This window comes from uncultured Massilia sp., assembly GCF_913773735.1.
Classification (GTDB): Bacteria; Pseudomonadota; Gammaproteobacteria; order Burkholderiales; family Burkholderiaceae_D; genus Telluria.
The window spans coordinates 114,511-133,137 of the sequence record NZ_CAJYEB010000023.1; the positions used below are offsets into that span (position 1 = coordinate 114,511).

The window sequence follows — 18,627 nt, forward strand, 5'->3', positions numbered from 1 at the left end:
AATACCCGGGCAGCAAATATCAAGTAGATGCTGCCCGGGCAGGGACGATCATTTCAGCCGCGCCAGGTGCCGCTGCACCGACAGCATCGCCCCCGCCAGCCCGAGGCCGGCGCTGATCGCCAGCAGGGCCGCGACGCCCAGCGGCGGCAGGGCCGCGAGCTGGAATTCCGAGGCGTACAGGCGGGCGAACTCGGCGATCGCCGTGTTCAGCGGGCGCAGCGCCAGCGCCACCGCGCCCAGCGCCACCGCGCCGGCGCACAGGCCCAACAGGGCGCCCGTGTAGTAGAACGGGCGGTGGATGAAGTTGTCGGTCGCGCCGAGCAGCTTCGAGACGGCGATCTCTTCCTTCTGGGTCAGCACCTGCAGGCGGATGGTGTTGAACACCACCGCGATCACCACCACGCCCAGCGTGACCGCCAGCAGCAGCAGCGCCAGGCGCAGCACGCCCAGCAGCGCAGCCAGGCGTTTCACCCAGGCCGAGTCGACCTGCACGCTGTCCACGCCCGGCAGCAGGCGCATCTGTTCGGCGATGGCGTCCACGCGCACCGCGTCGGCGCTGCTGGCGAAGCCCTCCAGCTTCATCACGTAGCTGTCCGGCAGCGGATTGTCGCCCAGCGTCTCGATCACGTCGGCCAGGCCGCTGCGGTCCTTCAGGTTCGCCAGCGCCTGCTCGCGCGGCACGAAGTCCACGCGCGCGCGGCTGCCGTGCAGGATCTGGCGCAGCTGCGGCGCGAGCGCCTCGGCGTCCTCGCGCGGCGTGTCGGCCCTGAGGAACAGGCTGATTTCCGGGTCGACCGACAATTGCTCGGACATGGGCTTGACGTTGTCGAGCAGGGTCACGCCGGCGAAGGGCAGGGCCAGCGCCACCGCCACGACCAGCACGTTGAACAGGAAGCTGCCCGGCGCCTTGCGCACGTGGGCGAGCGCGGCGCCGAGGGCGAAGCGGTGCTGGCGGAACCAGATGTTCATTCGCCACCTCCGCTCGCATCGCGCGCGGCGGCGCCGTGCACCAGGCGGCCATGTTCGAGCCGGATCACGCGCGCGGCGCTGTCCAGGACCTGCTCGTCGTGGGTCGAGATCACGCAGGTCACGCCGACCGCGTGGAAGGCGTGCAGCGCGTCGATGACCCGGTCGGCCGCGGCGCGGTCGAGGTTGGCGGTCGGCTCGTCGGCCAGGATGATCTGCGGGCGGTTGACGATGGCGCGCGCGATCGCCACGCGCTGCTGCTCGCCGCCCGACAGTTCCATCGGATGCGCGCCGGCGCGTTCCAGCAGGCCGACCTTGTCGAGGGCGGCGCGGGCGCGCTGCTCGGCCTGGCCCCTGGGCGCGCCGGTGACGATCAGCGGCAGCATCACGTTGGCCAGGATGTGGCGGTCGTTCAGCAGGCGCTGGTGCTGGAAGATCAGGCCCAGGTTACGGCGCAGGAAGGGCACGCCGGCTTTCTTGAGCTTGCCGATGTCGTGGCCGCTGACGATCACGCGGCCCGACGTCGGGCGCTCGATCGCGGCGACCATTTTCATCAGCGTGGACTTGCCGGCGCCGGACGGCCCGGCCAGGTAGACCAGTTCGCCCCGGGCGATATGCAGGGAAACCTCGCTCAGGGCGGTGGCGTCGGCGGAATACCGCTTGGAGACGGACTGGAACTCGATCATCGAGGCTTATCCCAGCAGCGCTTCGGCGAATTCGTCGGCGCTGAAGGGCTGCAGGTCTTCCAGCTTCTCGCCCACGCCGATGAAGTACACGGGCACCGGGCGGGTGCGCGCGATCGCGGCCAGGATGCCGCCCTTGGCGGTGCCGTCCAGCTTGGTGATCACGAGGCCGGTCAGCGTCAGCGCGTCGTCGAAGGCCTTGACCTGCGCCAGCGCGTTCTGGCCGGTATTGCCGTCGATGACCAGCAGGACTTCGTGCGGCGCGCCGTCCATGCCCTTGCCGATCACGCGCTTGATCTTCTTGAGCTCTTCCATCAGGTGCAGCTGGGTCGGCAGGCGGCCGGCCGTGTCGACCATCACGACGTCGACGCCGCGCGCCTTGCCGGACTGGACCGCGTCGAACGCGACGGCGGCCGGGTCGCCCGACGCCTGCGAGATCACGGTGACGTTGTTGCGCTGGCCCCAGACCATCAATTGCTCGCGCGCGGCGGCGCGGAAGGTGTCGCCGGCGGCCAGCAGCACCGATTGCGCGTGGCGCTGCATGTGCTTGGCCAGCTTGCCGATGGTCGTGGTCTTGCCGGCGCCGTTGACGCCGGCGATCATCATCACCAGCGGCTCGTGGCGGCCCAGTTCCAGCGGCTTTTCCAGCGGACGCAGCATCTCGACCAGCAGGGTCTTCAGCGCGGCCTTGACGGCGGCGGCGTCGAGCAGCTTGTCTTCCTTGACCTTGCGTCGCAGGTTGTCGAGCAGGAATTGCGTGGCGTCCATGCCGGCATCCGACATCAGCAGCGCGGACTCGAGTTCCTCGTACAGGTCTTCGTCGATGCGCGCGCCGACGAACAGCAGGGACAGGTTGTTCGAGGTCTTGGCCAGGCCCGCCTTCAGGCGCTGCATCCAGGACGTCTTTTTCTCCGCCTCGCTGCCCGGACGCTCGGCCGTTTCCGGGAACAATTGTCCTTCATAGGTATTGGCCAGCAACGCGGCCTCTTCGGCGACTTTCGCCGCGACCGGGTCGATGTTGGTGGCGTCGCGCGCCGGCGGCGATGCCGGTTCGGCCGGCGCTGCCGGCGCCGGCGCGATCGCGTCGGGATCGGCGCCGAACAGGCGGCGCAGGAAGCCGGGCTGTTCGGCCTCGGGCGCTGCCTGTTCGGCCACCGCCGGCGTCTCTGCTTCAGGCTTTTTCTTTTTGAAGAAACTAAACATGGTGTCGTCGGGGAGGGTACGGCATGTCCATGCCCGTGGCGGGCATGTCGGAATGGGTCGCGGGTATTCTACCAGAGCAAGGCCGGGTTTCCCCGTGTCGGCCGGCTGCGGAGCGGGGCGTCCGGCACGCGTGTCGGTGCGCTGGCGTGCGTCAACTCAGCCATATTGTGGCTAGAATACCGCTCAGCAGTATTCGGGCGTGCCGGTTTCCTGGCAAATCGCCAGCGGCTGGTATAGATTGTGACCATCCACAATAAGATACCCTCGCAAAGGGGAACATCGTGAGCGTTTCCAACTTCTTCAAGCGCCTCCTGTCCGGAGACCATGCCCTGAGCGGCGCGGCAGCCTCGCTGCGCAACGTCGTCGTCTGGGTCTTCATCGCCCTCGTCGCCGCCTTCCTGACGCACCCGTCGGACGGCCCCGCCAGCGCCTTCGACGCGCCGGTGCCGTGGCCGGCCGAACTCGGGGTGGACGGCAATCTCGGCATGTGAAGCGCGGCGACGTTCCCGCCTGCGCGGGAACGTCGCCGTCAGGGCTGAGTGGCCGCCTGCGCCGCCTTGCGGATCGTCTCCAGCGTCGCATTCGGTGTGATCAGGTTGCCGTCGTAGCGCAGCTCGATCAGCGCCGGCAGCCGCCTGTCGTTCGCGAACGCCAGCGCGCGCGCCAGCGCCGGGCCGAACGCCGCCGTCGTCTCCACCACCTCGCCGTAGCCGCCATAGGCCGTGGCCAGCGCCGCGAAGTCCGGATTGTGCAGGCGGGTGCCGGACACCCGGCCCGGGTAGGCGCGCTCCTGGTGCATGCGGATCGTGCCGAACATGCCGTTGTTGAAGACCAGGAAGATCACGCCGGCGTTGTACTGCACGGCGGTCGCCAGCTCCTGTCCCGTCATCATGAATTCGCCGTCGCCGGCGAACGTGACCACGCTGCGCTGCGGGTGCACGATCTTGGCGGCCACGCCGGCCGGCACGCCGTAGCCCATCGCGCCGCTGGTCGGCGCCAGCTGCGTGCGCATCGCGCCGTAGCGCCAGAAGCGGTGCGCCCAGGTCGCGTAGTTGCCGGCGCCGTTCGTGACGATGGTGTCGCGCGGCAGCGCGGCCTGCAGGTCCTGCACCAGTTGCCACAGGTCGAGCGGGGCGGCGCCGTCCTGGAAGATGGGCGGCCGTTCCTGCCAGGCGGCCAGTTCGGCCTTCGCCTCGGCCACCGTGTGGCGCCAGGCGCCGGCATCGACCGGCGCCATCGCCGCCAGCATCGCGGCCGCCTGCGGGGCGCCGCTCGCGATCATCAGCTCGGCCTGGTAGACGCTGCCCAGTTCCTGCGGGTCCGGATGGATGTGCACCAGGCGCTGCTTCGGCACGGGCGAGTCCAGCAGCGTGTAGCCGCCGGTCGTCATCTCGCCCAGGCGCGGGCCGAAGGCGATCAGGAGGTCGGCCTCGCGCACGCGCGCGGCCAGCTTCGGGTTGATGCCGATGCCGACGTCGCCGGCGTAGTGCGGATGGTCGTTGTCCAGCAGGTCCTGGAAACGGAAGGCGCAGGCGACCGGCAGGGCATTCGCCTCGGCGAAGCGGACCACGTCGGCGCAGGCCTGCTCGGTCCAGGTGCCGCCGCCCAGCAGCAGCAGGGGTTTCTTCGCCTGCGCCAGCATGGCGCGCAACTGGTCGACCTGGGCCGCCGAAGGCGACGCCTGCACCGGCTGGTAGGCGCGCGTGTCGGCGGCGTCGGTGCGCGCCACTAGCATGTCCTCGGGCAGCGCCAGCACCACCGGGCCGGGGCGGCCGCTGGTGGCGACCTGGAAGGCGCGCGCGACGTATTCCGGGATGCGGTCCGCGCGGTCGATCTGCGCGACCCACTTGGCCATCTGGCCGTACATGCGGCGGTAGTCGATTTCCTGGAACGCTTCGCGGTCCATGAAGTCGGTGCCGACCTGGCCGATGAACAGGATCATCGGCGTGGAATCCTGGTAGGCCGTGTGCACGCCGATCGACGCGTTGGTGGCGCCCGGGCCGCGCGTGACGAAGCAGATGCCGGGCTTGCCGGTCAGCTTGCCGTAGGCCTCGGCCATGAACGCCGCGCCTCCCTCCTGGCGGTTGATCACGAAGCGGATGTGCGAATCGTGCAGCGCGTCCAGCACGTCGAGATAGCTTTCGCCGGGCACGCCGAAGGCGGTGTCCACGCCGTGGACCTGGAGCGCGTCGACCAGGACCTGGCCGCCGCTGCGGGAGGGGTGCGTCATGTGTTCATCCTTATCGAAGAGGCATCGGGGCATTCTAGGGGAGGCGCGCCGCGCTGGCTTTTCAAATAACGACACGAAATGTCGAAAATGGAAGACGCGGGGCGGGTAGCGCCGTGTCAGGCATGGCGATGGGCCATCCGCCCATGCCTTCGCCGCCTGCGCCGGCGCGGCCGCAGTCTTGCGCACGCAACGCCGGCGGGCGCCAGGCAGGCATCGATGGCCGGCGCGGGCCCGCCATCGGTTACAATAGCGCCCGTGAAGCAGGCCAGGCAGCCGCTGGTCCACGCCGCAAGGTCGTGGGCGGGAGGAAGGTCCGGACTCCACAGAGCGGGGTGACGGTTAACGGCCGTCCGTCGAAAGCCAGGCGCAAGCCGGGTATAAGGCGAGGAATAGGGCCACAGAGACGAGCGTATTCAGTTACGGTGAAACGCGGTAACCTCCACCTGGAGCAATTCCAAATAGGCACGCGTTGAGGTTGCTCGCGGAGCGTGCGGGTAGGAAGCTTGAGCGCCGGAGTAATTCGGCGCCTAGAGGAATGGCTGTCATAGTGGGCAACCACTACACAGAATCCGGCCTATCGGCCTGCTTTACACTGGATTCGACGGGCACCGGGGACGGTGCCCTCTTCAATGTGCGGCGACGCATGCTTGTGGCGGGCACGTTGCATTCGCGGCCCCCGGCCTCGAATGTCCGCCCTGCGCCCCGATGTCACGCGTTCCGTCGTCCTTCGCTGTGCCGTGCGATGGGCCGCCGTCGCGTATCGCCGCGTGGACGGGAGACCCGTCCACCCTACGATTGGGCGCAGGGCGGGGTACCCCCCGCTTGCGCCACCAGCTTACGCCACCAGCAACGGTTCCTTGCGCCGCCGCACGACGCCCGCCGCGACGTCGTCCTCGTCGAGCTTGAACCGCGCCACCATCGCCTCCAGCTCCTGCGCCTGTTCCTGCATGGCCGCCGCCGCCGCCGTCGCCTGCTCGACCAGTGCCGCGTTCTGCTGCGTCACGCTGTCCATGTCGGCGATCGCGCGGTTGACCTGCTCGATGCCGCTGCTCTGTTCCACGCTGGCCGTGGTGATCTCGCCCATGATGTCGGTCACGCGGTGGATGCTGTCGACCACCTCGGCCATCGTCATGCCGGCCTGCTGCACCAGCCTGCTGCCGGCGTCGACCTTGCCCACCGAATCGCCGATCAGTTCCTTGATTTCCTTGGCCGCGGTGGCGGAACGCTGCGCCAGCGTGCGCACCTCGCCGGCCACGACCGCGAAGCCTCGCCCCTGTTCGCCCGCGCGCGCCGCTTCCACGGCCGCGTTCAGCGCCAGGATATTGGTCTGGAACGCGATGCCGTCGATGACGGCGATGATGTCGACGATCTTGCGCGCCGATGCGTTGATCTGTTCCATCGTGTCGACCACCTGGCCGACCACTTCGCCGCCGCGCACCGCCACCGCCGACGCGCTCGCGGCCAGCTGGTTCGCCTGGCGCGCATTGTCGGCGTTCTGCTTGACGGTGGACGTCAGCTCTTCCATCGATGCCGCCGTTTCTTCCAGGCTGCTGGCCTGCTGTTCGGTGCGCGCCGACAGGTCGAGGTTGCCGGCGGCGATCTCCCCGGAGGCGCCGGCGATCTGGTGGGTGCCGTCGCGCACCTGGCCGACGATGCGCGCCAGGCCCGCGTTCATGGTCTTCAGCGCGGCCAGCAGGCGGCCGGTCTCGTCGCTGCCGGTGACCTCGATGTCGCTGCGCAGGTCGTTGTTGGCGACGCTGCAGGCGATCTGCACGGCGCGGTTCAGCGGCACCACGATCCCGCGCGTCAGCCACCAGGCGCACAGGGCGCCGACGACCAGCACGAGCACGCCGAAGCCGATCAGCACGTCGCGGTTGGCGCGGAACAGCACGTCGATGGCGCCGGCGCGGCGGTCGATCTCGGCGCGCTGCAGTTGCTGGAAGTCGGCCAGGGCGCCCAGGTAGGCCTGGGCGGCCGGCTGGAATTGCGCGGACAGCATCTGCGCCGCCTCGTCCATCCTGCCGTCCTTCTTCAGCGCCGTGATCGCGTCGCGGAACTTCAGGTAGGGCTGGCGCGCCGTGCCGATGCGCGCCAGCGCCGCCTTCTCCTGCTCGCTGTCGACCAGCGCCTCGATGCTCTTCTGCAGCGCGTTGATTTCCTTCGTCGAGGCGGCGACGTCCTCGGCGAAGAAGGCGCCCAGCGAGGGATCGGTGCTCTTCGAGATGGCCGAGGTGCGGCGCACGCTCGTGTGGATCAGGCGGTACCAGTCGGAGACGAAGCGCTCCTTGGCGAGCGGATCCTTCATGACGGCATGGGTGGCGTCCGCCACCGAATGCATCTGGTAGACGCCGACGGCGGTCATCAGGGTCGTGAAGGCCAGCACCAGGCCGAAGCCCAGCGCCAGGCGGGCACCGATGTTCAAATTCTTCATGGAAGTGGTCCGGAGGGGTGTCGATATCGCGGCAATTTTAGCAGTAAGATGATTTCCGCAATGCAATCCGACCCCTGCGCTGTGGCGGATTTGCCATACCAGCCTTTACATTGAGACAGCGACCGCCGCTGCCCGGCCGGACGCGAAACGCGGCACAATGGCCGCATCGGCGCCTGCCGGCGGCCGCATGCGAAGGAGACATCTTGACCAGCTACATCCTCGCCCTGGACCAGGGCACCACCAGTTCGCGCGCCATCCTGTTCGACCGCGCGGGGCAGGTCGTCGCCGGCGCCCAGCAGGAATTCCCCCAGCATTTCCCGCAGCCGGGCTGGGTCGAGCACGACCCGCTCGACATCTGGGACAGCCAGCTCGCCGTCGCGCGCCAGGTGCTGCGCGACGGCGGCGTGGCGGCCGCCGACGTGGCCGCCATCGGCATCGCCAACCAGCGCGAGACGACGGTCGTGTGGGACCGCCGTACCGGCGCGCCGCTGTGCCACGCCATCGTCTGGCAGGACCGCCGCACGGCCGGCCTGTGCGACGCGCTGCGCGAGGCCGGCAAGGCGCCGCTGATCCAGCGCAAGACCGGGCTGGAGCTGGACGCCTATTTTTCCGCCACCAAGCTGCAGTGGCTGCTGACCCAGGTGCCGGGCGCGCGCGTTCGCGCCGAGCGCGGCGAACTCGCGTTCGGCACCGTCGACAGCTGGCTCGTGTACAAGCTGACCGGGCGCCACGTCACCGACCCCGGCAACGCCGCGCGCACGATGCTCTTCAATATCAACAGCCTGCGCTGGGATCCGGAACTGCTGGCGCTGTTCGGGGTGCCGGCGGCGATGCTGCCGGAAGTGGTGCCGAGCGCCGGGACGGTCGGCGTCGCCGCCGAGGAGTGGTTCGGCCGCGCGATCCCGATCGCCGGCATCGCCGGCGACCAGCAGGCCGCGACCTTCGGCCAGGCCTGCCACCGGCGCGGCATGGTCAAGAATACCTACGGCACCGGCTGCTTCATGCTGATGCATGCGGGCGACGCGCCGCCGCAGTCGTACAACCGCCTGCTGGCGACGGTGGGCTGGACCGTCGACGGCCGTACCGACTACCTGCTCGAGGGCAGCGTGTTCATGGGCGGCGCCACCGTGCAGTGGCTGCGCGACGGCCTGGGCATCATCCGGGCCTCGTCCGACGTCGAGGCGCTGGCCCAGTCCGTGCCCGACAGCGGCGGCACGATGCTGGTGCCCGCGTTCACGGGCCTGGGCGCGCCGCACTGGGATGCGTATGCGCGCGGCACCATCGTCGGCATGACGCGCGGGACGACGGCGGCCCATATCGCCCGCGCCGCCATCGAGGCGATCGCCTTCCAGAGCGCGGAACTGCTGGCCGCGATGCAGAAGGACGTCGACTGCGCCGTGCACGAGGTGCGCGCCGACGGCGGCGCCGCGCGCAACGACCTGCTGATGCAGTTCCAGGCCGACCTGCTCGGCCTGCCCGTGATCCGCCCGCAGGTGACCGAGACGACCGCGCTGGGCGCGGCGTATCTGGCCGGCCTGGCGGTCGGCTTCTGGGCCTCGCGCGACGAGATCGGCGCGCAATGGCGCGTCGAGCGCCGCTTCGAGCCGGCCATGCCGCGCGCGCGGCGCGAGGAACTGATGGCGCGCTGGGCGCGCGCGGTGGCCCATGCGCGGGCCTGGGAGGCGCCGGGGCACTGACGCCAGCCGTGTGGGCATGCCGAAGGACGATCGGGCACAATCCGTCAATATTATCAATATATTATTGACTGGAGCCGCCTTGACCTTCCTGAACCGTTTCTTCGGATTCGCCCACGGCGTGATGTCGCTGCTGTTCATCGCCGTCTCGGTCCTGCTGACCTGGCTGGCGATCAAGACCTGCCTGGAGGGCGTCGGCGGCGCGACGTCCGAGAGCGCCAACCAGGCGATCGAGGCGATCGGCCTGCTGGCCATCGCGGTCGTGTCGCTGCAGATCGCCCAGACCATCAACGAGGAAGAGGTGGTGCGCGACGCCCACATCAGCGCGCCGACGCGGGTGCGCCGCTACCTGTCGCGCTTCATGGTCGTCGTCGTCGTCGCGCTGTCGATCGAGGGCCTGGTCGGCATCTTCAAGGCCCTGCACGAGGAACCGGAACTGCTGCCGCACGCGGCCTCGGTGCTGGTCGCGGCGGGCATCCTGATGGCCGGCTGGGGCGTGTTCATCCGCTTCAACAAGGAAGCCGAGGTGCTCGAGCCGGAAGCGATGGAAGAGGCCAAGAGCGAGGACGTCAAGCTGGAGGAGTAGCGGCGGCGGCCGCGCCGGACCGGTGCGCCAGCGCGAACCTGCGCAGCATCCGCTGCTGTTCCTGGTCCATGCAGCGCAGCGGCAGCGGCAGCGGCAGCGCGCCCCGGGCGAACATCAGCAGGTAGCCGCGGCGGTAGCGCCGCACCATCCGCACCTCGTCCCAGGAGCGCACCAGCGTGGCGCCGGCGCCGCCAGCCGTGCCGCAGTGGCTGCGCGCGATGCCGTGCGCGTCGATGCGCACGGCGTACCGCGGCATGCGGTGTCGCTTGTACAGGAACAGCGGCGTGCCCAGCAACAGCACCCAGAACCCGGCCGCGAACGGCAGGCTGCCCAGCGCCACGACGCCCGCCAGCGCCAGCGTCGCGCCGGGCCAGCCCGGTCCTGCCAGCCAGGCCGCCACGGCGGCGGCCATGCCGAGCGCCAGCGGGACCGCGATGGCGCGCCGGCGCCGCGCGGGCGGGGCGCGGCGCAGGACGAACGCCACGTGCTCGCGCAGCATGGACAGGTAGTCCGCCAGGGTGCAGGCCACGTCGAGCCGGATCGCCTGCGCCGGCGGCGGCGCCGCCGCCACGCCGTCCGGCAGGTCCACGGCCAGCGTCGTGTCGAACGCGCGCTGCCGCTGTTGCACGACCTGCATCGCCACTTCCTTGCGCTGGGGCGGGCGCGGATGGGCATTGCCGAACATATTGCCTCCTAATAATAAACAGTGTGCCGCACATGGTGCCGTCCGGTGCCATTGCAATATTCAAAAGCATAAATATCAACACTGTTCAATATCATTCTCTTATTTGTCTTGTCCAACGCACAAAAAGTCACTGACCGATACCGGCCGCTGCCTTGTGTCCGTGCCAGCGATCTCGCATCCGCCCACGATTTCCGCCATACGGCGTCTTATCTTATCCACAGTGCATTACCAATAGTCAACATTTGCGCGCGATCAAACATGAAACACATGTGTGTAGATGAGGTAGCACATGCATTGTTTAGCCTAAGTGCCTAATTTTGCTCAACATTTTTTCTTGAGCTTGCGTCAACTAAGTGCGCTAAGTCATTGGTTTCATTGGCAATTTCCGCGTTTTCCAAACGTGAATTCGCTTGACCACGGACAACGCTTCCTCTAAAGTGGGAAATGGTGGCAAAAAGTGCAGTTTTGTGGGAGACCGATGAGGTTTCCCGGCGCCCAAAAATAATCAGATTGATAACTCTCCAAACTAGGTAAATACGTGTTTCAGGGCGCGTCAGCGATCAATCTCGATGCGAAAGGCCGGATGTCGATACCGGCCAGGCATCGGGACGCCTTGATGCAGCAGTGTGAAGGCCGTATGACGCTCACGAAACACCCGCATGGTTGCCTGTTGTTTTTCCCGCGCCCCGTGTGGGAAGAACATCGCGAACAGATCGCCGCCTGGCCGATGTCGGCGCGGGCGTGGCAGCGCATCTTCCTGGGAAATGCGTGCGATGTCGAGATGGACGGGACGGGCCGCGTGCTCGTGTCGCCCGAATTGCGCAAGGCCGTCGGACTGGAGAAGGAAGTGATGATGCTCGGGATGGGAACCCATTTCGAGATTTGGGACGCCGCCAAGCTGGCAGAAAACGAGGCCGAAGCCGTCGCGGGTGGCATGCCCGATGTCCTTTCCAATTTCTCCTTTTAAGGCCCTGCATGGATCCGATTCAGGTGCCTGATTTGCAGCATCGTACGGTGCTGCTCGATGAAGCAGTCGATGCGCTCTCGCTGGAGGGCGCACGCGCTGCCGGTACGTATATAGATGGCACGTTCGGCCGCGGCGGCCATAGCCGGCTGATCCTGTCGAAGCTGGCGCCCGGGGGGCGCCTGATCGCCTTCGACAAGGACCCGCAGGCGATCGCCACGGCGCAGCAGGTCGGCGACCCGCGCTTTTCGATCGTGCACGACAGTTTCGCGACGATGCGCGACGCGCTGGCGGCGCGGGGCATCGCCCAGGTCGACGGCATCCTGCTCGACCTGGGCATTTCGTCCCCGCAGGTCGACGATGCGCGGCGCGGCTTCAGCTTCCGCAACGACGGTCCCCTGGACATGCGGATGGATACGACCCGGGGCATGTCGGCCGCCGAATGGCTGGCCGAGGTGCCGGAACGACAACTGGAAAAGGTGATTCGCGATTATGGGGAAGAACGGTTTGCTTTTCAGATTGCAAAGGCGATTGTTGCTCGCCGGGCAATCGAGCCAATTTCAAGCACACGACAGCTTGCCGCAATCGTGGCAGACGCGGTCAAAACCCGGGAGAAAGGCAAGGATCCGGCAACCCGCACCTTTCAGGCTATCCGGATTTTCGTCAATCAAGAGCTTGAGGACCTTGAAGCAGGTCTGAGCGCCGCCTTTGCCCTGCTGGCGCCGGGCGCGCGCCTGTCCGTGATCAGCTTCCACTCGCTGGAAGACCGCATGGTCAAGCAGTTCCTGGCGTCCAAGGCCAAGGTCGCGCAACCGGACCGCCGGCTGCCGATCCGCGCCGTCGACCTGCCGCAGCCCTTGATGAAGCTGATCGGCAAGACCAAGCCCTCGGATGCCGAAGTGGGCGCCAACCCGCGTGCCCGCTCGGCCGTGCTGCGCGTGGCCGAACGCCTGGAGACGCCGGCATGAGCGGCAAGCTCAACGTCGTGCTGACGGCGCTGCTGGTCGGCTGCGCGCTGTCGGTCGTCAACGCGCGCTTCCAGGCGCGCCACCTGTTCATCGACCTCGAACGCTCGCAGCAGCAGCAGCGCCAGCTCGAGATCGACTGGACTCAGCTCCAGCTCGACCAGTCCACCCTGGGCAAGAACGAACGCATCGAGCAGATCGCGCGCTCCGAGCTGAACATGGCGCCGCTGAGCCCGGCCCGCACCCAGTACCTGACGGAAGGCGGCAAATGAAGACCGGTACCCAGGGCGCGCGCGTCGCGGCCGGCAAGGGCGTGGCGTTCACCAAGAGCCCCGTGCTGGCCGTGCGCCTGCCGGACTGGCGCTCGCGCGTCGTCCTGTTCGTGTTGTTCGCGGCGTTCGCCGCGCTGGCCTGCCGCGCGCTGTGGCTGCAGGGCGTGTCCGACCAGTTCCTGCAGAAGCAGGGCGCCAGCCGCTACATGCGCACCCAGGAACTGCCGGCCACGCGCGGCAAGATCTTCGACCGCAACGGCACCGTGCTGGCCTCGTCGCTGCCGGTCAAGTCGGTGTCGGCGTTCACCGAGGACATCAAGGGCACGCCGCCGGAAAAGCTGCACGAGCTGGCGACCCTGCTCGACCTGCCCGAGGCCGAGCTGCTGCGCAAGCTGGCCTCGGACCGTAGCTACGTCTACCTGAAGCGCCAGGTCGAGATGGACGTCATCGCCAAGATCGAGAAGCTCGGCATCGACGGCCTCGACATGCGCAAGGAATACAAGCGCTTCTATCCGCAGGGCGAGGTGATGGCGCACATGGTCGGCTTCACCAACGTCGAGGACGTGGGCCAGGAAGCGATGGAACTGGCGCAGCAGAAGAGCCTCGTCGGCCAGCCGGGCAGCCGGCGCGTGATCAAGGACCGCCTCGGCCGCATCGTCGAGGACGTGGGCCTGTCGCGCGAGCCGCACGACGGCAAGGACCTGCACCTGGCGGTCGACAGCAAGCTGCAGTACATCGCCTTCAACAGCATCAAGGAAGCCGTCGAGAAGTTCCACGCCAAGGCCGGCGCCGCCGTGGTGCTCGACGTGCACACGGGCGAGGTGCTGGCGCTGACCAACTGGCCGACCTACAACCCGAACGACCGCTCGCGCCTGACCGGCGAGCAGCTGCGCAACCGCGTCATCACCGATACCTTCGAGCCGGGTTCGACCCTGAAGCCCTTCACCGTGGCGCTGGCGCTGGACAAGGGCCTGATCAAGCCGAGCACCCTGATCGACACCGGCAACGGCCGCTATTTCACCGGCGGCCACCCGATCCGCGATACGCATCCGCACGGCGTCATCGACATCGGCACCATCATCCAGAAGTCGTCCAACATCGGCACGACCAAGGTCTCGGAAATGCTGTCGGCGCAGGAGATGTGGGAGATGTTCACCAAGGTCGGCTTCGGCCAGGCCCCGCGCTTCGGCTTCCCCGGCGCCGCCGCCGGCCGCGTGCGGCCGTACAAGTCGTGGCGCATCGTCGAGAAGGCCAATATGTCGTTCGGCCAGGGCATCTCGATGTCGCTGCTGCAGCTGGCGCACGCCTGGCTGATCTTCGCGCGCGAAGGCGACATCATCCCGCTGTCGTTCCAGAAGACCACCGAGAAGCCGGTCGGCCAGCAGATCATCTCGCCCAAGACGGCGGCCCAGATGCGCACCATGGTCGAATCCGTGGTGGGCCCGGGCGGCACGGCGTCGCTGGCCCAAGTGGCCGGCTACCGCGTGGGCGGCAAGACCGGCACCGCGCAGAAGGTCATCAACGGCCGCTATTCGCAGACGCGCTACGTCGGCAACTTCGTCGGCATCGCGCCGATGTCCAACCCGCGCTTCGTGATCGCCGTGATGATCGACGACCCGAGCGGCCCCCTGCACACCGGCGGCAGCGTGGCGGCGCCGACCTTCGCCAAGCTGGCCGCGAACGCGCTGCGGGCGGACAACATACCGCCCGACTCGACGGTCACCGACATCATCATTCCGGAACATCCTCTCGAGGAGAGCAATTGATGGCTGAGAAGCCGAACGACATCCGCCAGTGGATCGAGGCCGCCGCACCGGGCGGCCGCCTCGTTTCCGACTCGCGCCGCGTGCAGCGGGGCGACGTCTTCCTCGCCTATCCGGGCGCGGCCGCCGACGGCCGCCGCTTCATCGCCGCCGCCGTCGCGAACGGCGCCGCCGCGGTCGTGTACGACGGCGCCGGCTTCGCCTGGGACGACGCGCTGGCGGTGCCGCACCTGGCCGTGGCCGACCTGAAGGCGAACGCCGGCGCGATCGCCCACGCCTTCTACCGGCAGCCGGACGCCGCCATGTTCACGGTGGGCGTGACCGGCACCAACGGCAAGACCTCGTGCGCGCTCTGGACCGCGCAGGCGCTGGCCCGGCTGGGCGGCACCGCGGGCGTGATCGGCACGCTGGGCGTGGGCCTCGTGCGCGGCGCCGACGCCGACGCCGCGCAATTCGACCCCACCGGCTACACCACGCCGGACGCCGTGCTGCTGGCGTCCGAGCTGGACAAGCTGCGCGCGGCCGGCGCCGACGCGCTGGCGATCGAGGTGTCGTCGATCGGCCTGGTGGAAAACCGCACGGCTGGCATGCACTTCGACGTCGCCGTCTTCACCAACCTGACGCGCGACCACCTCGACTACCACGGCGACATGGCCGCCTACGAAGCCGCCAAGCTGCGGCTGTTCGCCTGGCCCGGCCTGAAGACCGCGGTGGTCAACCTGGACGACGCGGCCGGCGTGCGCGTCGCCCGCCATGTGCGCGCCAACTTCCCGCAGGTGGCCGTGACCGGCTACACGCTGCGCTCCGCGGCCGAGGCGCCGGACATCGACGGCGTGGCCGTGCTGCGCGCCTCGCAGCTGCGCAGCCGTCCGGCCGGCACCGAATTCCAGCTCGACTCGCCGTTCGGCAGCGCACTGGCACGCACGCGCCTGGTCGGCCACTTCAATGCCAGCAACGCGCTGGCGGTGCTCGGCGCCCTGCTGGCCAAGGGCGTCGCGCTGCGCGCCGCGCTGGACGCCATCGAGACCCTGCAGCCGGCCCCGGGCCGCATGCAGCAGGTCGGCGGCCAGGACGCGCCGATGGTCGTGATCGACTACGCGCACACGCCGGACGCGCTGGACAAGACGCTCGAGGCGCTGCGCCCGGTGGCGCGCGAGCGCGGCGGCCAGCTGTGGTGCGTGTTCGGCTGCGGCGGCGACCGCGACCCGGGCAAGCGTCCGCAGATGGGCCGCATCGCCCAGGCGGCCGACCACGTGGTGGTTACCAGCGACAATCCGCGCAGCGAAGAGCCGCGCGCGATCATCGACCAGATCGTGGCGGGGATGGACGCCGCGCTGCCTGCGCGCGTGCAGGCGATCGAGGACCGCGCGACGGCGATCCTGGTCGCCGTCAAGAACGCCGGCAAGCCGGACGTGATCCTGCTGGCGGGGAAGGGCCATGAGCCCTACCAGGAAATCAAGGGCCGCAGGATCCCGTTCTCCGACGCCGACCACGCCGCGCTGGCCCTGAGCGCGCGGCTCACGATGATGAGGGCCGGCTGATGCGCGGCACGCTCGCACGACTGGCCCCGGCGATCGCCGGCGCGCGCCTGGCCGGCGCCGGAGCGCCGGACGTCGCCTTCGAGGGCGTCTCGACCGACAGCCGCACGGTGGCGCAGGGCGCCCTGTTCGTCGCGCTGCGCGGCGAGATCTTCGACGCCCACGACTTCCTCGACCAGGTCGCCGCGCGTGGCGTGGCCGCGGTGGTGGCCGAACGCCTGCCGGACGGTTTCCCGCTGCCGGCGCTGCTGGTGCCGGACACGCTGGCCGCGCTGGGCCGCATCGGCAACGCCTGGCGCCGGGACTTCGCCATCCCCGTCATCGGCGTCACCGGCAGCAACGGCAAGACGACGGTCAAGGAAATGATCGCGTCGATCCTGGCGGCGGCCTTCGGCACGGAGGCGCGCCTGGCCACGCAGGGCAACCTGAACAACGAGATCGGCGTGCCGCTGACCGTGATGCGCCTCACCGGAGCGCACCGGGCGGCCGTGGTCGAACTGGGCATGAACCACCCGGGCGAGATCGCGCGCCTGGCGGCCATCGCGCAACCGACCGTGGCGCTGGTGAACAACGCCCAGCGCGAGCACCAGGAATTCATGCACACGGTGGAAGCGGTGGCGCGCGAGAACGGTGCCGTGCTGGCGGCCCTGCCGGCGGACGGCGTGGCCGTGTTCCCGGGCGACGACGCATACACGGACCTGTGGCGCGGATTGGCGGGGGAGCGTGCCGTGCTGACGTTCGGCCTGTCGGATGCCTGCGACGTGCGCGCGACGTACGTGCCGAACAGCTTCGGCAACGACCTGACCGTGAGCGTTTCGTCGTCGCCCCGGCGCAGGCCCGGGCCCAATGTCACCGACGTTGCCGCTGGGGCGAACCAGGATCCCGGCCTGCGCCGGGACGACGGTTTGACGTTCAGCGTCAAGCTGTCCGCCGCCGGCACCCACAACGTGCGCAACGCCCTGGCCGCCGCCGCCTGCGCCCTGGCCGCCGGCATCGAGGTCGACGCCATCGTGCGCGGCCTGGAAGCGTTCGCGCCCGTCAGCGGCCGCTTGCAGCGCAAGCAGGCCGCCTGCGGCGCCACCGTGATCGACGACACCTACAACGCCAACCCGGATTCCGTGCGCGCCGCCATCGACGTGCTGGCGCAGGCCCCGTCGCCGCGCATCCTGGTGCTGGGCGACATGGGCGAGGTCGGCACGCAGGGACCGGAGTTTCACCGGGAAATCGGCGCCTATGCCCGCCACAAGGGCATCGACGCCGTGCTCGCGACCGGCGTGCTGGCACGCCACATGGCCGGATCGGGAGCGCAACACTACGAGCAGTTCGACGAATTATTGGCAGCACTGGATCAAAGACTGGGCAGCAAATCTGACGCAACTGTGTTGGTGAAGGGCTCGCGCTTCATGAAGATGGAGCGCGTGGTCCTGCACCTGACCGCATCAACAAACACTGGCAAGGACGCCCACTAAGACTATGCTGCTTTGGCTCGCACAATACTTCCAGGACTACATCGGTCCGCTCCGCGTTTTCAGCTACATCACCTTCCGGGCGGTGTTCGCGACCATTACCGCGATCACCATCGGCCTGCTGTGCGGCCCGGCCGTGATCCGTAAGCTGACCGACCTGAAGGTCGGCCAGGCCGTGCGCACCTACGGCCCGCAGACCCACCTGCAGAAGCACGGCACCCCGACCATGGGCGGCGTGCTGGTCCTGATTTCCATCGCCGTCTCCACGCTGCTGTGGTGCGACCTGTCGAACCGCCTGATCTGGCCGGTGCTGGTCGTCACGCTCGGCTTCGGCGCGATCGGCTGGGTCGACGACTACCGCAAGGTGGTCTACAAGGACCCGGAAGGCATGCGCTCGGGCGAGAAGTATTTCTGGATGTCGCTGATCGGCATCACCTCCTCGCTGTACCTGGCGTTCTCGGTGTCGGCCGCCACCCCGTGGGAAGTGTGGAAGCTGTTCCTGGCCTGGGTGCAGTCGGGCTTCTCGATGGAGCTGCCGCCCAAGTCCGACCTGATCGTCCCGTTCTTCAAGAGCATCAGCTACCCGCTGGGCGTGTGGGGCTTCATCGCGCTGACCTATTGCGTGATCGTGGGCGCCTCCAACGCCGTCAACTTCACCGACGGCCTGGACGGCCTGGCGATCATGCCGACCGTGATGGTGGGCGGCGCCCTGGGCCTGTTCGCCTACCTGACCGGCAGCGCCACCTATTCGCGCTACCTGTTCATCCCGCACATCCCGGGCGCCGGCGAGCTGCTGATCTTCTGCGGCGCGATGGCGGGCGCGGGCCTGGCCTTCCTGTGGTTCAACGCGCATCCGGCCCAGATGTTCATGGGCGACGTCGGCGCGCTGGCGCTGGGCGGCGCGCTCGGCACCATCGCCGTCATCGTGCGCCAGGAAATCGTCCTGTTCATCATGGGCGGCGTGTTCGTGGCCGAGACCCTGTCCGTGATCATCCAGGTCGCCTGGTTCAAGTACACCAAGAAGCGCTACGGCGCCGGGCGGCGCGTGTTCCTGATGGCGCCGCTGCACCACCATTTCGAACAGAAGGGCTGGAAGGAAACCAAGGTCGTGGTGCGCTTCTGGATCGTGACCATGGTGCTGGTGCTGATCGGCCTGTCCACCCTGAAACTGCGCTGAACGA

The 18,627-nt window shown here is 68.5% G+C and carries 16 protein-coding genes and 1 other RNA gene; 11 read left to right on the forward strand and 6 right to left on the reverse strand.

What is annotated here, in order from left to right:
- Nucleotides 1–48: 48 nt before the first annotated feature.
- From ftsX to ftsY, 3 genes are read right to left on the reverse strand one after another with little or no spacing between them, the layout of a single operon-like run.
- Nucleotides 49–969, reverse strand: a complete 921-nt coding sequence (gene ftsX, locus QZ749_RS10275; protein WP_296946197.1) for a permease-like cell division protein FtsX — start codon at nt 967–969, stop codon at nt 49–51.
- Nucleotides 966–1,652, reverse strand: a complete 687-nt coding sequence (locus QZ749_RS10280) for a cell division ATP-binding protein FtsE (protein ID WP_296946200.1) — start codon at nt 1,650–1,652, stop codon at nt 966–968. Before QZ749_RS10280 ends, ftsX begins: the two co-directional genes overlap by 4 nt.
- 6 nt (nt 1,653–1,658) lie before the next feature.
- Nucleotides 1,659–2,852 (reverse strand): signal recognition particle-docking protein FtsY, encoded by a 1,194-nt coding sequence (gene ftsY / locus QZ749_RS10285; protein ID WP_296946202.1) that lies wholly within the window; start codon nt 2,850–2,852, stop codon nt 1,659–1,661.
- Nucleotides 2,853–3,133: 281 nt separating this feature from the next.
- On the opposite strand from ftsY, the gene QZ749_RS10290 reads away from it, so the two are divergent.
- Nucleotides 3,134–3,343: a hypothetical protein gene (locus QZ749_RS10290; protein WP_296946205.1), complete on the forward strand. Its 210-nt coding sequence runs from the start codon at nt 3,134–3,136 to the stop codon at nt 3,341–3,343.
- Between the two features lie 38 nt (nt 3,344–3,381).
- On the opposite strand, the gene QZ749_RS10295 is transcribed toward QZ749_RS10290, so the two are convergent.
- Nucleotides 3,382–5,082 (reverse strand): thiamine pyrophosphate-binding protein, encoded by a 1,701-nt coding sequence (locus QZ749_RS10295; RefSeq protein WP_296946207.1) that lies wholly within the window; start codon nt 5,080–5,082, stop codon nt 3,382–3,384.
- Between the two features lie 257 nt (nt 5,083–5,339).
- On the opposite strand from QZ749_RS10295, the gene rnpB reads away from it, so the two are divergent.
- An RNA gene (gene rnpB / locus QZ749_RS10300) (RNase P RNA component class A) lies at nt 5,340–5,675 on the forward strand.
- 242 nt (nt 5,676–5,917) lie between these two features.
- Here the strand turns inward: rnpB and QZ749_RS10305 are convergent.
- The gene (locus tag QZ749_RS10305) at nt 5,918–7,513 is read right to left on the reverse strand and encodes a methyl-accepting chemotaxis protein (RefSeq protein ID WP_296946210.1); all 1,596 of its coding nucleotides are present in this window, start codon (nt 7,511–7,513) and stop codon (nt 5,918–5,920) included.
- 203 nt (nt 7,514–7,716) lie between these two features.
- On the opposite strand from QZ749_RS10305, the gene glpK reads away from it, so the two are divergent.
- Nucleotides 7,717–9,210 (forward strand): glycerol kinase GlpK, encoded by a 1,494-nt coding sequence (gene glpK / locus QZ749_RS10310; RefSeq protein ID WP_296946213.1) that lies wholly within the window; start codon nt 7,717–7,719, stop codon nt 9,208–9,210.
- 79 nt (nt 9,211–9,289) lie between these two features.
- Nucleotides 9,290–9,793, forward strand: coding sequence for a hypothetical protein (locus QZ749_RS10315; protein WP_296946215.1), 504 nt, complete (start codon nt 9,290–9,292; stop codon nt 9,791–9,793).
- On the opposite strand, the gene QZ749_RS10320 is transcribed toward QZ749_RS10315, so the two are convergent.
- Nucleotides 9,777–10,478 (reverse strand): hypothetical protein, encoded by a 702-nt coding sequence (locus QZ749_RS10320; protein WP_296946218.1) that lies wholly within the window; start codon nt 10,476–10,478, stop codon nt 9,777–9,779. The genes QZ749_RS10315 and QZ749_RS10320 overlap by 17 nt on opposite strands.
- A 538-nt stretch (nt 10,479–11,016) precedes the next feature.
- On the opposite strand from QZ749_RS10320, the gene mraZ reads away from it, so the two are divergent.
- Genes mraZ through mraY form a run of 7 tightly spaced genes read left to right on the forward strand, consistent with a single transcriptional unit; the run spans nt 11,017 to nt 18,623 of the window.
- Nucleotides 11,017–11,445: a division/cell wall cluster transcriptional repressor MraZ gene (gene mraZ / locus QZ749_RS10325; protein ID WP_296946222.1), complete on the forward strand. Its 429-nt coding sequence runs from the start codon at nt 11,017–11,019 to the stop codon at nt 11,443–11,445.
- 8 nt (nt 11,446–11,453) lie between these two features.
- Nucleotides 11,454–12,410, forward strand: a complete 957-nt coding sequence (gene rsmH / locus QZ749_RS10330) for a 16S rRNA (cytosine(1402)-N(4))-methyltransferase RsmH (RefSeq protein ID WP_296946224.1) — start codon at nt 11,454–11,456, stop codon at nt 12,408–12,410.
- Nucleotides 12,407–12,679: a cell division protein FtsL gene (gene ftsL / locus QZ749_RS10335; protein ID WP_296946227.1), complete on the forward strand. Its 273-nt coding sequence runs from the start codon at nt 12,407–12,409 to the stop codon at nt 12,677–12,679. Before rsmH ends, ftsL begins: the two co-directional genes overlap by 4 nt.
- A complete protein-coding gene (locus QZ749_RS10340; protein ID WP_296946229.1) occupies nt 12,676–14,445 on the forward strand; it encodes a penicillin-binding protein 2 in 1,770 nt (589 codons plus the stop codon). The genes ftsL and QZ749_RS10340 overlap by 4 nt, the downstream gene beginning before the upstream one ends.
- Complete coding sequence (locus tag QZ749_RS10345) at nt 14,445–15,983, forward strand: UDP-N-acetylmuramoyl-L-alanyl-D-glutamate--2,6-diaminopimelate ligase (RefSeq protein ID WP_296946233.1); 1,539 nt, start codon at nt 14,445–14,447, stop codon at nt 15,981–15,983. The genes QZ749_RS10340 and QZ749_RS10345 overlap by 1 nt, the downstream gene beginning before the upstream one ends.
- Nucleotides 15,983–17,449 carry a UDP-N-acetylmuramoyl-tripeptide--D-alanyl-D-alanine ligase gene (gene murF, locus QZ749_RS10350; protein WP_296946236.1) on the forward strand — a complete coding sequence of 489 codons (1,467 nt, stop codon included), beginning with the start codon at nt 15,983–15,985 and terminating at the stop codon, nt 17,447–17,449. The genes QZ749_RS10345 and murF overlap by 1 nt, the downstream gene beginning before the upstream one ends.
- 4 nt (nt 17,450–17,453) lie before the next feature.
- Nucleotides 17,454–18,623, forward strand: coding sequence for a phospho-N-acetylmuramoyl-pentapeptide-transferase (mraY, locus tag QZ749_RS10355; RefSeq protein ID WP_296946238.1), 1,170 nt, complete (start codon nt 17,454–17,456; stop codon nt 18,621–18,623).
- Nucleotides 18,624–18,627: the final 4 nt, after the last annotated feature.